This is a genomic window from Stenotrophomonas maltophilia group sp. SKK55 (assembly GCF_057179845.1).
This window is the reverse complement of record NZ_JBXUHP010000059.1, coordinates 519,188-532,718: the sequence shown is the minus strand read 5'-3', so window position 1 is coordinate 532,718 and position 13,531 is coordinate 519,188. Positions and strand designations below refer to the sequence as shown.

The window sequence follows — 13,531 nt, the reverse complement described above, 5'->3', positions numbered from 1 at the left end:
AACGCATGCAGCACGAGCACGGGTCAATCCAGGAGGGGGCTTAAATCAGCAGGCTACAGAAGCGCTGCAGGGGAGGCGGATCGGACACGCACACCGGAACATCCCGATACAACTGCGCGTGTACCGGTGGCAACAGAGCCTGCACCAGCGCGAAGGCGGCCAGCGCGGGCTGGTAAGGCACTTGAGGGGCCTTCGCATCGGCCGTGGCGATGTGATCGCGCTGGCAATGCTGGTCGCACAACGCCGGAGCATCGGGATCCGGCGTGGACATCTCTTCGCAACCGACCATCAGGGTCGCTTGTCCAGCTTCCACCGATTCCAGCGGACAGGCGTAAGCCACCAGCGCGAGTTGCTGCAGCAGCAGCGCCCACAGTCCCAGCCATGCCAGTCGGGCACGAGAACGGGGTCGCCGCCATCGCCTCAGCAGCCTCACCATGACAGCTCCCGCACGCCCGAAGCAGCGCCTGCGGACGCTGGGCAGATCAGGGCAGGGGACGTGCGAGCTCTCATGATGGCCAGTCTAGCCCTCTTGGGGCCGACTGTCATTGATCAGGATCAAGCCCTCGCGCGGACTCAGCGGTGGCATCCGCCGCAGCAGGAGGATGCGACGGCCGGGGCGGCCGGCGTACCAGCCTCAGAAGGGAGCACCGCAGCGATCACATAGCCTTGCCGCTGGATAGCCTCAACCGCCTGTTCTACGGCAAGCAGGCCCTCGATCTTGACCACGCCACTGCCCAGATCGACGTCCACCTGGGCGTGGGGGTCAAGGGCCTGAATGGCTTGGGTGACCGTTCGGACACAGTGACCACAGGTCATACCTTCAACAACGAGATTCATGGACAACCCTCCAAAAGCATCGGCGGTTTGCCGACGGCGTGACGATGAGCCTTCCCACGGTGGGAAGGTCAAACGACAGGCAAGTTGAGTGGTAATCCGTCCCGCGTTGTTGACCTTCCCATCATGGGAAGGCTCAGGCTACCTGCTCGTTCCTATTGGCCCTCACTCCATGGACATAACGCTCACTTATGCGAATTAAGTTATTGATTATATTACATTAATACAGGAATCGCAAGGTCTGTAGTTGCACCGTGCCCTGGCCGGCCACAAACGCGATAAGCTAAGCATTCCTTAGTGCTAGTCATTCTTGATGTCATGACGATGCCATCTGAGCGCACCCGCAATGTGCTGCAGGCGGGCGCGTTCCTCAGGCAGCTAGCGGCCAGCCAAGCCGTGCCTAAAGAGGTGCGGCAAGAGGCATATTGACTGCTGCGGCACTATCCAACCGTCAGCGACATCGAGGCGATTGCTGAGCACGAAGAGCGGCTGCGAGCGCTGACCCAGTCGGCCTTCGTACGACCCTACCTGAGCAGCGAGATCGAGGCGGATTGGTTCTCCGGGTACCCGCTTGGCCCTCATCGCATCTGACCATGAAGCAACCGAGCAGGCCGCGTGGAAGAGGGACTACGTCTGCGGAGACAGCGCTGGAGGCTTCCTTTGAACGGGCCCGCGACAGTGCGGCCGAGGAACGCGCATTCTTCAAGCGACTGATGGATGCGATCGTGTACGTGCATGCGCCCATCTCGGACGACGCGCAGACACTGCGGCTGGTCCAGTTCCGCCATCCTGACGGTTTCGATGCGATCCCTTTCTTTACCTCGCTCGACAAGGCGCAGGCGGCCAGCTCGTCTGCTGTCAGAATTCTGGGAGTTTCAGGCCGTGAGCTGCTAACCGGTACTCGCGGCGCGACGTTGATGCTCAATCCCAACTACGGCGGCGTTGTCCTGTACCCGGAAGAGGTTGCGACATTGTTGGATACGGGCTTTCTGGCCAGGGTGGAACGTCTGGCGCCGGCGGAGTTCGCGGTGAGACCTGCCCAGGCCGCGCCGGCTTGGCTCGCTCCGGCCATCAGCGGCAGCCTTGAGCACGCCGACTTCGTCTCGTCGGCCTATCTCCTGGAAACTCACTCGTCAGGGGGCGTCGAACAGCCTCCCGGTCTGTTGATCTGGCTGGTGGTGGACCTGGCTTTCGCCGAGCGGGCGGCTCGTCTGGTGACCACCGCCATACAGCCCTTATGCTCAGATTTGGACGTCATCATCGACTTGGCGGTCCACGACGTATCGCTGCCTTTGCCGGCGGGCTTGGATGATCCCCAGATCCTGCCCATATTTTTTCACGAGAATCAAGCCAACTTGAGCACAGCTCATCGGCCTATGAGCCCTGAAGATAAGCTACTAGCACTCCTTCCGGGATTGACCGAGGAAGAGAAGGAACGGCGGACCCGCGAGGGTATGGCCGACGTCGACGCTGGACGTACGATCCCGCACGAGGAACTACTGCAATGGATCAGGCGACGGTCAGAGCCTTCTTGAAGGTTTCCGTTGGGTCAGGAGCGTGGAAACTCTTGAATCCAATATTCAAGAAGGGCACGCGTGCCTGAGCAGTACTCCAGGAATGCCTGTGTCACGCGGCTTCTGGTTCAATCAAGCCTAGGTCTGTAATCCACGAACTGCCTGACGTCGAGGGGTGTTTCCTCGTTGAATCATGGTGTTAGAGACGATTCGGCTGTTTTTCTCACGAATCCCTGCCGACCTTCTATTTGGCCTGCATGGCATTCGACCCTTTGTCAGAGAACTCAAATATCGTTCAGGTCACTACTCGTAGCTGCACTACGGGCACTTCTGCCACAGGCATGTACACCCTGTCATATCGTGGTCTTGCTGCAGATGGCACTCCGCGAGGCGTGTACTCCCGTGGAGGGTTCTACTACAAGGGCCTTTGCTCTTCTCGCGTTGATGGTCAAGCGGGAATGATCAACGGCACCATTTACAGCGGCGGCGTCTGTGACAATGGTTGCAAGGTTCAACCAAACCTTGATCCTTCCGTCAATTTCTCATTGCGCGAGAACAACAATCCGAACGCTATTGCGATTCGGTCTGGCACCTGGAAAGCAACCGGAGGGGTCTGCACCCCCGACGATACGCAGCCCAAGCCTGAAAAGAAGGATGAGTACTGCCATCAGTCCGGCAGCTACACCGTGTGCAAGTCAAAGGATAGAACCTGCATCTCTACTGCAAGTGGCTTCCGGACCTGTGCGAGTGACACGGCGAACGAGAAAGGCCACACCGCAACGAACAACCCGCGCACTGAGGCTGCGAGCATCAGCGCGCCGAACACGCCGCCGAATCCGCCTACCAATCGCCCTGGCGAGGACTGGAAGCCTAGTGGTGGCACCACGAACATCACGAACAACAATAACGGTAACACCACCAATACGCAGAACTACAACAATCAGGGCACGCCCAATGGCAACCAGCCCACGCCCGGCGATGGCTCCGGCCCCGGGGCTGGCGGCAGCAACGGGAATGGTGAAGAGGGCGAGGGCAACGGTAATAGTGCTAGTGGCGGCGGCGACTGCGGGGCACCGCCTACGACCAGCGGTGATCCAATTCTCGGCATGATTGCAATGCAGACCTGGGCGACGCGGTGTGCCACTGAAAAGGCAAACTCCGCCAAGGTCACAGGCGATGTTGGCAACTGCGAGGCGGCTTTCTCGGTCGAGGGCGACTCGATACAGGCCAATCAGCTTCGTGCGCAGCGTGCACAGCTGTGCGCCGGGAAGCCCGGGTCGGGCGAGGGCACCGGCGGCGACCCTCATCAGGGCGCGGAAGACGTGGACGGCCCCGGCAAGTGGACATGGAAGTTTGACGACAAGCTCATTGACAAGACTGGCTTCGGCGGCGGCAGTTGCCCGCAGCTTGGAACCATTGACTTCGGCAGGTTTGGTACGGTCCCCCTTGACGGCCAGACGTGGTGGTGTCCGCTGATCTCAGCGTTGCGCACCGTGATGCTTCTGCTTGGCATGTTCATTTCATTCCGCATCGTGTTTGGAGATTCGTGATGGGTTCTATATGGGAATGGATCACGCGTGCCGTGAACCTTGTCTGGACCGTCCTTTTTGGTGGCATTGGGCGCATCGTGACCAAGGCCCTTTCAACGGCCGGTATTACCTTGGTTTCGGTCAACCAGCTCCTTCCGCAGCTGCGTTCGGCTATCTCTGACTACTTCAGCGGCTTGCCGGATTGGGCGCACAACTTCATCGGCGCTGTTGGCTTCGATGTGTTCATGAGCATGATCCTGTCAGCGCTGTCTGTGCGCTTCATGTTCAAGATCATTCCGATGCCCACTGCGCAGGCTCAACAGCTGGGAGTGACCAAGGAATGATCTACTGGTATACGGGCCAGCCTGGACACGGTAAAACGCTGCATGCGATCGATCACGCGATCGATTTCCGTAACGAGGGCCGTTTGGTCTACGTGTGCAACGTGCGCGGTTTCAAGCACGACGAAGCACGCATGCTGCCGATGACGCCGGAGCAGTTCTGCGACTGGCCCAACTTCCTTCCCGATGGCGCGGTGTGCGTGGTCGATGAGGCATACGAACATGGCATGTTGCCTAAGCGTCGGCCCGGCTCCGCTGTGCCTCATCACGTCGAGCAGCTGGCAAAGCATCGCCATCGCGGCTTGGACTTCATCTTCGTTAGCCAGTCGCCTGACCGACAGTGCGACGACTTCGTGCAGGACCTTATCGAGCGGCACGTGCATGTGCGCCGTCGATTCGGCTTGCCGTTCGCGCATCTCCGTATCTTCGACCGTTACGAAAAGAACCCGGAGAAGGGCCACCCGCTGATCTTGAAGCGGGTCAAGCTACCCAAGCGTCCGATGGGGCTCTATGAGTCCACCGTAATGGATACCAGCGAGAAGGCCATTCCCTGGTATTACCCGGCAGCGGCAGCGTTGTTGCTTGCGGTCATCGTAGGCGCATGGTGGTCCGTGAATCGCGTTCATGCCCAGCTATCGGGGGAGCTCGAAACGGGGCAACCCAAGGCAGAGGCGCAGCAAGCGGCGGAGAACGGAGCGGGAGCGACGGTCGCAGCCGCGCCGCAAGCCGCACCCCCGGCGGTCACCCGGAGTAGCGACTACGTGGCATGGGTGACGCCGCGAATTCAGGGCCAGCCGTGGACTGCACCCGCGTATGACAGCCTGTCGATTCCCACCAATCAGCCGCCTCGGGTCTACTGCATGGCGTCCGGCGATGGGCTCGATGCCAACGGCGACCATCAGATCGGGCGTTGCAGCTGCAAGACGGAGCAGGGCACCACGTACGTGATGGATCAGGAGCAGTGCCGCATGATCGCGGTGAATGGGCAGTACGAGCCCTTCCTTGATACCAATCAGGCGGAGGCCCGGCGCATGAACGACCTACAGCAGTCGGCGCACTATCAGCAGGAAGCGCGGCGAATCCGCGAGGAGGCTGGCGGGGTGGCCTTGCAGCACGTTGAGCGGGCTATGGGCACATTCCCGGAATCACCGCCTCACGCGACGACCAGTTACATGACCACGGCGGCGGGGCCGAACAAGCTATGACCAGCAGCGCACGCGAGGTAATGAAGTGGCTGGCCGTGGTTCTCATGACGTGCGACCACGTTGCCAAGGTCATCTACGGTGGCTATGTGCCAGGTCTTAGCGAGGCGGGCAGGGTGGCATTTCCCCTGTTCGCGCTGGTGATGGCCTACAACCTCGCCCAGCCCGGCGCCGATGCGGTGAAGTCGGTTCGCAGGCTCGGCATGTGGGGCCTGATCGCGCAGCCCGTGCATGCTTTGGCGTTCGGGTACTGGTTGCCGTTGAACATCCTGCTCACCTTCGCCCTGTGTGCCGCTGCTATCTATGCAGCCGGCCAGCGTAAGTGGGTTTTCCTGGCATTCGCCGCGGTGGTGCTGCCGGCATTCGTGGATTACCAATGGGCCGGGGTAGGGTTCGTATTGCTGGCATGGCTGGCCTTCCGGCGGCGGCAGTACGGGCTACTGGTCCCGGCGTTCGCCGCGATCTGCTGGTTCAACGGCAACCAGTGGGCGCTGGCGGCGATTCCGGTGGCGCTGGGCCTTTCCCGTGTGGCGTGGCTGGTCCCGCGTGGCCGCTGGGCGTTCTACGGCTACTACGTGGGGCATCTTGCCTGCCTCGGGCTGGTGGCGCTTATACTGCCGCCATGAACCTGCGCCAATACCTTGATGTGCATTACTGGGTGGCCCGATGGATGGATCGGGCGTTCAACCGGTATAGCCGACGCTAAAGCCAGGACACGGCCGCTGCCGAGGCGGTAAGCTTCGCCCAGCATCAGGGGGAAGCCATGTTCACAAGGATTGCAGCCGGATTGCTGCTGTGTGCATTCGCCGCGCCTGCGGCCGCACAGCAGATTTACAAGTGCGTCAGCAAGGCCGTGATCGAATACCAGTCAACGCCGTGCGCCAATGGTGAGGCGGCCAAGACGTGGGCCGTGGAGGTCGCGCCTCGATCTGAGGGCGTTATTGAGAATGAGCGCCGCCTCGACGCCATTCGACAGCAGAATTCAGCGTCTATCGCGCCTCGGTCTGCACCAACGCAGCCTGTTTATCGGAATGGCGGTGGCGGCGCTCGTCTTCATAGTATTTCCCAGTACAGGGACCCGGACGCGTGCGAAGCCGCCAAGGCCGAGCGCGAGCGTGTTTTTCGCATGTACGGCTCCAACCGGCCTTACATGGTCGGCCGCCGCATGGATGATATGGTGTGGTCGGCCTGCAAGTAGCGTTTGGCCGGTGGGAACGATTCTCACCGGGGTGTAGGGGCAGCGCCCCTACGGAAGCGCCTTACACGCGCTGGCGAGGTCTCGGCCCCGGTACCTGCAGGACTGCCGCAGGTGGCTCGGCGTCGGGGCCAGCCATCGCCACCGATGACCGCTTTTCCCGGCGATGTGCCAAGGCATCGGAGAGGTTCACCACGCTGGCGGCGTTGAAGGACAAGGGTTTCCGGGGCTTGCCGATCGCGCGGCCGGCCTCCATCATCCGGCGCCATTCCTGCGCCTGGGCAGCAGTGAGCGACAGCCATGCCAGATCCTGCGGTTCCAGTTCGCGGCCTTCGGGCGTGACCAGTCGTCCAGCCTTAAACGAAAAACCGGCCCAAGGGCCGGTTAGGTTCCGATCACGCACAATCAGGCTCCATGCCGCAACAGGGACAGGGGGCGAGGCAAGAGCCGTGCCAGCCACACCCGCAGCATCTTGAACATAATATACATTATGCGAAATGTTGGGCAGGCCGAATCCGAGCCTTCGTCTCTTCCGCGTGGCAATGGCTGGGCCTCTGGCTCGGCTCTTGCCTGCGCCCTGGGACCCCGGCCAAGGATGAGATCGCGGCATGATTGAGTTCGACCCGCACCACCGTATCTGATTGACGGGGAGAAGTCGCCCCACCTACTACGAAAAGTCGCCCCATTTTCTACGGAAAGTCGCCCCACATTTGACGGAACTCCCATCAAGGCGCCCCTAATTCGACGAAGCTACGAAACTGATGCCCCAGATTTGATCGAACGGCAGACAAGTTGCCCCAAGAGTCTCGGTTGGTGGTTGCTCAATTTAACCTGCGAGTGAACCCTTGTGCCACCGGCGAAGATCGCGGTCTGCGTATCGGTGATTCTGGGCGCTGGGGGAGCAAGCCTTGGCAAATCGCGCGCCGCTCCGCGTGCGGCTAATCTGGGCCTGCAGGCCCGCGCTTCCTGCCCTGATTAAACCGAGATCTGCAGGGGCGCGCTCTTTGATTTTGAGTTTGTCCGATGGCGGGCTCGGGGCTGCATGACTGATGGCAGATGTACGTCACGCTACGGCAGTCTCCAAGGCCAGCATCTTCTTTTGCCGGGATCGCGATAGTTCCAGCTGTGGCGAGGACCATAGTGGTGCCTTGGGAGGCGCCACTGAATACGTCCCTCAGGGTCACAGCCGCTGATTGATCCATGCCCAGGTCGTGTTGGATAGGTAGCCTTGGTGGCTGCCTGTGTAGACATGGGTGACAAAGATCCGGTCGTTCCCATCAAGACGCTGCCTGAGATCGGTGCATAGAGCGTCGGCGGATAGGCTCGTTGAGATCCATCGCACGGTCTCAAGGCCGGGATCGGCGACGTTTTCGTGCCGATTCAGGTGGTTCAGAAACGCTGTCCGCTTTGCTTCGTAGTTCGCTTCGCGGTTCAAGTTCCAGGTCACTACATAGACGGCCATTTCGATCCTTCGAGTGTGACACTCAGTGTGTCGGCGCGATCATAGCAAGTGTGATACACGTCGCGAAAATGGCTGCCCCGCCCTATTCTTTGATGGTTCCGATAAGATATATTTATCGGAACTCGGGAGATTTTTGCGCTATATTTTCAATCACTTATGAGCGACCTCCTGCCAACTCTGACCACCGCGGCTCCTGCCAAACCGACCGTGGCGCAGCTCTCGCAGTCCTCGGCGGACGCGGTACGCGAAGTCTTCGCCGAAGCGGCCTCGGCCAACACCACGCGCAGTTACGCCACCGCATTGCGCTACTGGGCGGCCTGGTACCAAGGCCGCTACGGAGTGGTCATCGCCATGCCGGTCGACGCGTCTTGCGTGATCCAGTTCATCATCGATCATCTGGCCCGGCGCTCAGGCGACGCCCTGACCTGGGAGCTGCCGCCGACACTGGATGCGCTTTTGGTAGAAGGCAAATTCAAGCAGCGCCAAGGACCGCTCAAGCTGTCGACCATCGTCCACCGCGTTGCGGTGCTCTCCAGCGCCCATCAATTGCTCAAGCTGGCCAATCCCTGCGAAAGCAGCGAGGTTCGGCAGCTGTTGGCCAAGGGCCGTCGCGCCGCACATAAGCGCGGCGAGCGGCCGAGCAAGAAGACGGCGATCACTGCGACCGAATTGATGGCGATGATTGCGACCTGTGAGGACGATCTTGTTGGGAAACGTGATCGTGCCCTGCTCTACTTTGCCTTCGCCAGTGGTGGGCGCCGGCGGAGCGAGACGGCCCATGCCGCCTTGAGCAAGCTTGCGCCGATCGACGGCGGGTACCTCTACCACCTGGATGTCGGTAAAACGCTTCAGGAGGGCGTCAAAGCAGGCGGCTCGCCGGACAAGCCCTTGTTAGGTCCACCGGCCGAAGCGCTTCGCACCTGGATCGAAGCGGCTGGACTGCAGGAGGGTGCCCTCTTCCGCCAATTAACACGCGGGAAAGTTGGGGCCGGCTTGTCACCGAAGTCGGTGGCCACCATCATCCAGAATCGCGCACGCGCTGCCGGGTTGGTGGGGAGCTTTGGCGGTCACAGCCTACGATCGGGTTTCGTGACGGAAGGTGCTAGGCAAGGAATTGCCCTGCCAGCCATCATGGCAATGACCGATCACCGATCGGTGGTGAGTGTAATTGGCTACTATCAAGCCGGTGCAGCCGAAACGAATCCGGCGGCCCGAATGCTGGAACGCTCAATAAAGTCAACTTCGGATTGACTGCCTTGGCAGTCGCGGCGAAAGCCGCCCTGCCCGTCAGGGCATCGTCCCGCCCGCCTTGATGACCATGACCGACCATGGGCTGCGGTCAGCGGTCGACCACCTCCGGGCCGGCGCCGTCAACACCAACGCGGCCGCGGGCCTGCTTGATAGTCGCGGGCCGGCCCTTGGTCCTCGATGCCACTACGACTGGGGCGCGCAATTCCTATTGGACGATCACATGCTCCACCGCGCGTCGACTGTTCTCCAGGCTGGGGGATTCCTGCATGTACAGGGTCGAATCCTGTTCCCGCGCCACCTGCCGCAACAGCTTGTCCATCTCCATTGATAGTCGCCACAGCGCGGCAGCTTTCTCGGGCGTATCCAGGATGCGCCGCGAACCATCGGGCGTCATCAGCGCTTGAGCCTCGGTGGGATTGTGATAGCACCAATCCAAGTGCCGTTGCGCCTCCGTCAGGATTGCCAGCTCCCATTGCGCGCCGGCGCGCAGTGCGGCCAGGTCCGCGTGATAGAGCAAGCCGGCGATCTCAAAGCTGGATAAGCCGATCATCGTGCCCTCCTCTTCTGCGTCGGCTTTGACGTTCTTGCATAGCCGGATCGCTTTGCGGAGGCCGCCGAACGCCACAATATCTCGGTCTGACACCCGCTTAATATGGAGAAATGGCAAGTTGTCGATCGTAACGTGGTCGAACTTGTGGTAGATAGAGACGCCACGATCGTATTCCAGTCCACTAAGCTGGTACTGCAACGTATCCCACCACACCGCAGGGACGACATCGACAGGACGAGCTAGCGAGCCGCCGCTGAGCTTGACGGCCTTTGCATTGGTCGCATCTACGTCGACTGCCGGAAAGGCGGCGCGCAAGGCAGACTCGCTCGTGCGACGTAGATCGCGCAGCAACAGCAGGGTGTCGCGAACCGGCGGGGAGTAAGCTCCGCGCTGGGCCCGAACACCGCCTGGCGCGTAATACAACGAACCCAGCCCAATCGTCAGCAGATCCACATCGCTGACGCCCCGAATATGCACATTTAATGGCACCGAACCCTGCAAACGATAGGTGGTGCCGAGTCCTTCGGCCGCCAACCGCTGTCGCAGTTGGTTCTCGACCCGGCTGGCGGTCTCGACGCTGATGCGCGTGTAGTCGGGATCGACCTCCTGCATGGCGCCCAAGGCGTAGCGGGTGGATGGTTTGCCCCCGGCCCGCCGCTCATAGGCCTCCCCCAAGAGCTGCTTGCGGAGGATCTCGACCTGTTGATCCGCGGCAACTGCGGCGGAGCGGTCAGCACCCGATCGCCGGGCGCGCAGCTTCTGGAGCCGATGATCGATTGCGGTCATGATTGGCGCCTCCAGCGCATTCGACCGTAGGTCGCACGCCCTCGACCATTGAAATAGTCACCTTCGGCCTGCTGTTGGTCCGCGCTGACAGTCATGTCGCAGAAGCCTACGTGATTGGCAAGATTAGGTTGATCGATACGCGCATCATTGCGATAGTTATAAAACAACCGGTAGCCACCAGCTTCATCGTGCATCAGTGCCGCGACCACGCTATCGGACCCGGATTGCTCGGTGGTCAAGCGAATTCGTAATCGATCCCAGCTCTGGGCAATAGACACCGTACCGGTCCAGTCTCGCGCCGACGCATCGTCCGCCCCGCCATACGAAGTCCCCTCGCAGCGCCACTGCCCCTGCAGATCGGGGACTTTCAGCAGCCGTGACAGCCAAGGAATTCGCCAGAGGTGGCGGTCGAATAGCCAATAGAGGATCAGGTACACGGCCCCCGCACCGATGAGCGCCATTACCGAGGGCGTCAGGTGCGCAGGTAGGCCGTACCTTGCGGCCAGATCGATCACCCGCAGGACCAAGTAGACAATGCCCGCTGAAATGGCGGCTGCCGCAGTCCCCAAGTAACGGCCGATCTTCGCTCGACTGATCCCGTCCAGCAGGACGTGCTCATGACTCCTCATGCCTTCTGCCCCATTGCTTGAGTCACTAATGTGCCGCGCCATATCGGGCGCCCCTAGCGTCATTCACTATAGCCCCGGTCAGTCGCACTGACTGAGACAGGCACCAAGGCTATGGCTTCGGCATCGAATTGCCTATGCGATCTTACGGACATGACTGCTCGCCACCTCTAGAGCAACGCCGTCACGCCCGCACTTCTGGCGTGCAATAATCGTGAAGCGGAACTTGCGCCCAGTTGAGCATTTTGTCATTCATTCTTGTTGATATGAGTGATGTATGCATCAACTTTTCTTATAAGGCCATGAAGGTTTATGGTCGCACGATGAATGAAGTCGTCAATTGAATTCGGGCTGAGCGACAATTCGTCGCCATCGGGCCTAAATAACCTGCCAATTCTTTCGCGGTGCGCCGGCTTTTTCACCATCCCGCCGAAATGGACTATGGTGTGCCGAATCGTAAACATCTCGTCCAACATGCGTGGGCACTGCGTAGTTTCCCAGTTGGACGTTTCAAACTTTAGTGCCGGCTTGAGATGCTTGTAGATGTAATAGATCTTCCTGAGCACCTTGTTGCCGTTTTGCACATCAACATTAAATTCCTTTGCGAACTCGCCATACCTTTCTCCATCTGACTCTTCTAGCCCCATGATTGGGAACAGCGAGCTTACGAAAGCCTCTGTGCATGCGCAGATGCTTACAACGCACTGCCTGCGTACCATCTCGCCATACTCTCCGCCTCGAAGATACGCACTGAGGTCATCAGCGCTTATGATGGTTGTGTAGCCATCAGGAAAATCGTCGCTTAGCCTAGCGAACCCGCTGAGTTCGACCAGCGACAAAAGTTCTTGCGTGTATGTGCTGCCAATTGCAACTTTGGCTACCTGGTCGAGGCTTCTATAGAAATCTTCGCACAGAGAGAGCAAGTCATTGTTTTCGATGTGGATCGAAGTTGCGATGTTTGCCATTGCTGTTTTGCCCGATTTTTCGGCCGAATAGGCGGCCCCGTGAGTCTGACTGCTGATGGTCGATACGATTAAGGGGTTTTACCTAGACTCATGCCTGGGTGAGGCCTGCCACTGCGGCCAAATGCCCTTAGCGTCACGACTTAACTTGGAACGCATTCCCGGCCGCACATCGGTCGCGCCAGGAGTTACCTCAACTATTTCATTGGAGGTCAGTTCCACGATTCCGGCAGAGATGGGGTGAGGCAGGACCGGATCGCAGCCCGAGCCAGTGCGGTGCCACTACCTAAATCCCTCCCAAATCCTTGAGTACGGCCTGCCCTTTCTGCAGGAATCCAACGAGCAGCCGCCCTCCTGCCACCTGCCTCCCCAACTGCTCGTTGAGGTAGCTGGCCTGCAAACGCGCATGGGCCAGGAGATCCGTCTGGGCCATGCTGGGCGTTACGGCTCGGAGCGGTTCGCCTGGCGACGCCAGCTGCCCCCCGATCGACTGGACCACGCAAGGTCGCTGGCTGTCATTTTTGGCATATGCCGTTGCCATCATCCGACGGTTCTTCGGCGACCAGCCACCAAGCACCAACTCGGTTCCGAGCTGCTCGATCGGTAATCCCGCCTCGACGGCCGCCCTCTCGTAGTTCGGCCACAGCTGGTCCACCACCAGCCCCAACTCAGCAGATAGCTGTTCCATTGTGAAATCTGCCCGGAAGCTGGCCTGGAGTACCAGTTCATAAATTCGGAGGAAGAATTGCGTAGAACCTCGCGTAGCAAGCATTAGGTTGTGCTGAGGGATCAGCAGCAGCTTTGCCCCTGCGGAATGTGCCCCTGTGATCGCGTCCTCTGCAAGGGTATCCACTGCGACGACAAGGTGGTCACGAGTGAGCAGAAGGTTGAGGATGCTCATAGCGGGCTCGCTTAGATGTTCGCAGACTATCGCCTTCCACTCCCCTTCCTGTCCAGACTGCCATGACCTCCGAAATCACAGAAATCCTTGATCGCCTCCGTGCATGCGAGGCCGTGCTTGAGATGCACCGCGGCTACCTAAAGGCAATGGAGTATGCGCTGCGGGTTTCGTTTCTAACACACCAAGATCCGGGGGTTCTGCTCGACACGTGGACCAGATTGCTCCCCTCGATCGCTCAAAGTCACGAGAGAGACGGCGGCCAGGAATTTGCGGCCGCATTTCAGCAATCCCTTACAGTTCTCACTGAGCAGATCGGCGCCGAGTGCAATATGCCCTAGGCACCCAAAGCGTAGGGCTCAACGAGGCCGGCAACGTCCG

The 13,531-nt window shown here is 60.1% G+C and carries 16 protein-coding genes; 8 read left to right on the top strand and 8 right to left on the bottom strand.

Features of this window, described 5'->3' with window-relative positions; genetic code table 11:
• Positions 1-40 precede the first annotated feature (40 nt).
• Positions 41-436 (bottom strand): hypothetical protein, encoded by a 396-nt coding sequence (locus AC2A1N_RS20575; RefSeq protein WP_005413404.1) that lies wholly within the window; start codon positions 434-436, stop codon positions 41-43.
• A 137-nt stretch (positions 437-573) separates the two neighbouring features.
• Positions 574-816, bottom strand: a complete 243-nt coding sequence (locus AC2A1N_RS20570) for a heavy-metal-associated domain-containing protein (RefSeq protein WP_224482004.1) — start codon at positions 814-816, stop codon at positions 574-576.
• Between the two features lie 336 nt (positions 817-1,152).
• On the opposite strand from AC2A1N_RS20570, the gene AC2A1N_RS20565 reads away from it, so the two are divergent.
• The 7 genes from AC2A1N_RS20565 to AC2A1N_RS20535 all read left to right on the top strand — a co-directional run bounded on the left by AC2A1N_RS20565 (position 1,153) and on the right by AC2A1N_RS20535 (position 6,618).
• On the top strand, positions 1,153-1,263 hold the full coding sequence (locus tag AC2A1N_RS20565; RefSeq protein WP_311184678.1) for a BPSL0761 family protein: 111 nt from the start codon (positions 1,153-1,155) through the stop codon (positions 1,261-1,263).
• Between the two features lie 164 nt (positions 1,264-1,427).
• Entirely contained in the window at positions 1,428-2,369 is a 942-nt protein-coding gene (locus AC2A1N_RS20560; RefSeq protein ID WP_049401588.1) for an SseB family protein, read from the top strand.
• Between the two features lie 437 nt (positions 2,370-2,806).
• Positions 2,807-3,898 (top strand): hypothetical protein, encoded by a 1,092-nt coding sequence (locus AC2A1N_RS20555; RefSeq protein WP_484373347.1) that lies wholly within the window; start codon positions 2,807-2,809, stop codon positions 3,896-3,898.
• Positions 3,899-3,930: 32 nt separating this feature from the next.
• Positions 3,931-4,221, top strand: a complete 291-nt coding sequence (locus tag AC2A1N_RS20550) for a DUF2523 family protein (protein ID WP_484373345.1) — start codon at positions 3,931-3,933, stop codon at positions 4,219-4,221.
• Complete coding sequence (locus AC2A1N_RS20545) at positions 4,218-5,423, top strand: zonular occludens toxin domain-containing protein (RefSeq protein WP_484373343.1); 1,206 nt, start codon at positions 4,218-4,220, stop codon at positions 5,421-5,423. The genes AC2A1N_RS20550 and AC2A1N_RS20545 overlap by 4 nt, the downstream gene beginning before the upstream one ends.
• Positions 5,420-6,046, top strand: coding sequence for a TraX family protein (locus tag AC2A1N_RS20540; protein WP_484373341.1), 627 nt, complete (start codon positions 5,420-5,422; stop codon positions 6,044-6,046). Before AC2A1N_RS20545 ends, AC2A1N_RS20540 begins: the two co-directional genes overlap by 4 nt.
• Before the next feature lie 137 nt (positions 6,047-6,183).
• Positions 6,184-6,618, top strand: coding sequence for a DUF4124 domain-containing protein (locus tag AC2A1N_RS20535; RefSeq protein WP_484373339.1), 435 nt, complete (start codon positions 6,184-6,186; stop codon positions 6,616-6,618).
• Positions 6,619-6,679: 61 nt separating this feature from the next.
• On the opposite strand, the gene AC2A1N_RS20530 is transcribed toward AC2A1N_RS20535, so the two are convergent.
• Both AC2A1N_RS20530 and AC2A1N_RS20525 read right to left on the bottom strand, forming a co-directional pair.
• Positions 6,680-7,018: a DUF3653 domain-containing protein gene (locus AC2A1N_RS20530; protein WP_484373337.1), complete on the bottom strand. Its 339-nt coding sequence runs from the start codon at positions 7,016-7,018 to the stop codon at positions 6,680-6,682.
• A 777-nt stretch (positions 7,019-7,795) separates the two neighbouring features.
• On the bottom strand, positions 7,796-8,077 hold the full coding sequence (locus AC2A1N_RS20525; protein ID WP_032966721.1) for a hypothetical protein: 282 nt from the start codon (positions 8,075-8,077) through the stop codon (positions 7,796-7,798).
• A 156-nt stretch (positions 8,078-8,233) separates the two neighbouring features.
• Between AC2A1N_RS20525 and AC2A1N_RS20520 the strand changes: the two genes are divergently transcribed.
• Positions 8,234-9,328: a site-specific integrase gene (locus tag AC2A1N_RS20520; protein ID WP_050557867.1), complete on the top strand. Its 1,095-nt coding sequence runs from the start codon at positions 8,234-8,236 to the stop codon at positions 9,326-9,328.
• Between the two features lie 205 nt (positions 9,329-9,533).
• On the opposite strand, the gene AC2A1N_RS20515 is transcribed toward AC2A1N_RS20520, so the two are convergent.
• From AC2A1N_RS20515 to AC2A1N_RS20500, 4 genes are all read right to left on the bottom strand, one after another.
• A complete protein-coding gene (locus AC2A1N_RS20515; protein WP_032966722.1) occupies positions 9,534-10,664 on the bottom strand; it encodes a hypothetical protein in 1,131 nt (376 codons plus the stop codon).
• On the bottom strand, positions 10,661-11,293 hold the full coding sequence (locus AC2A1N_RS20510) for a Cap15 family cyclic dinucleotide receptor domain-containing protein (protein WP_484373334.1): 633 nt from the start codon (positions 11,291-11,293) through the stop codon (positions 10,661-10,663). The genes AC2A1N_RS20515 and AC2A1N_RS20510 overlap by 4 nt, the downstream gene beginning before the upstream one ends.
• Positions 11,294-11,538: 245 nt before the next feature.
• Positions 11,539-12,255 carry a hypothetical protein gene (locus AC2A1N_RS20505; protein WP_484373332.1) on the bottom strand — a complete coding sequence of 239 codons (717 nt, stop codon included), beginning with the start codon at positions 12,253-12,255 and terminating at the stop codon, positions 11,539-11,541.
• Between the two features lie 283 nt (positions 12,256-12,538).
• Entirely contained in the window at positions 12,539-13,153 is a 615-nt protein-coding gene (locus tag AC2A1N_RS20500; protein ID WP_032966728.1) for a hypothetical protein, read from the bottom strand.
• Between the last annotated feature and the right edge of the window lie 378 nt (positions 13,154-13,531).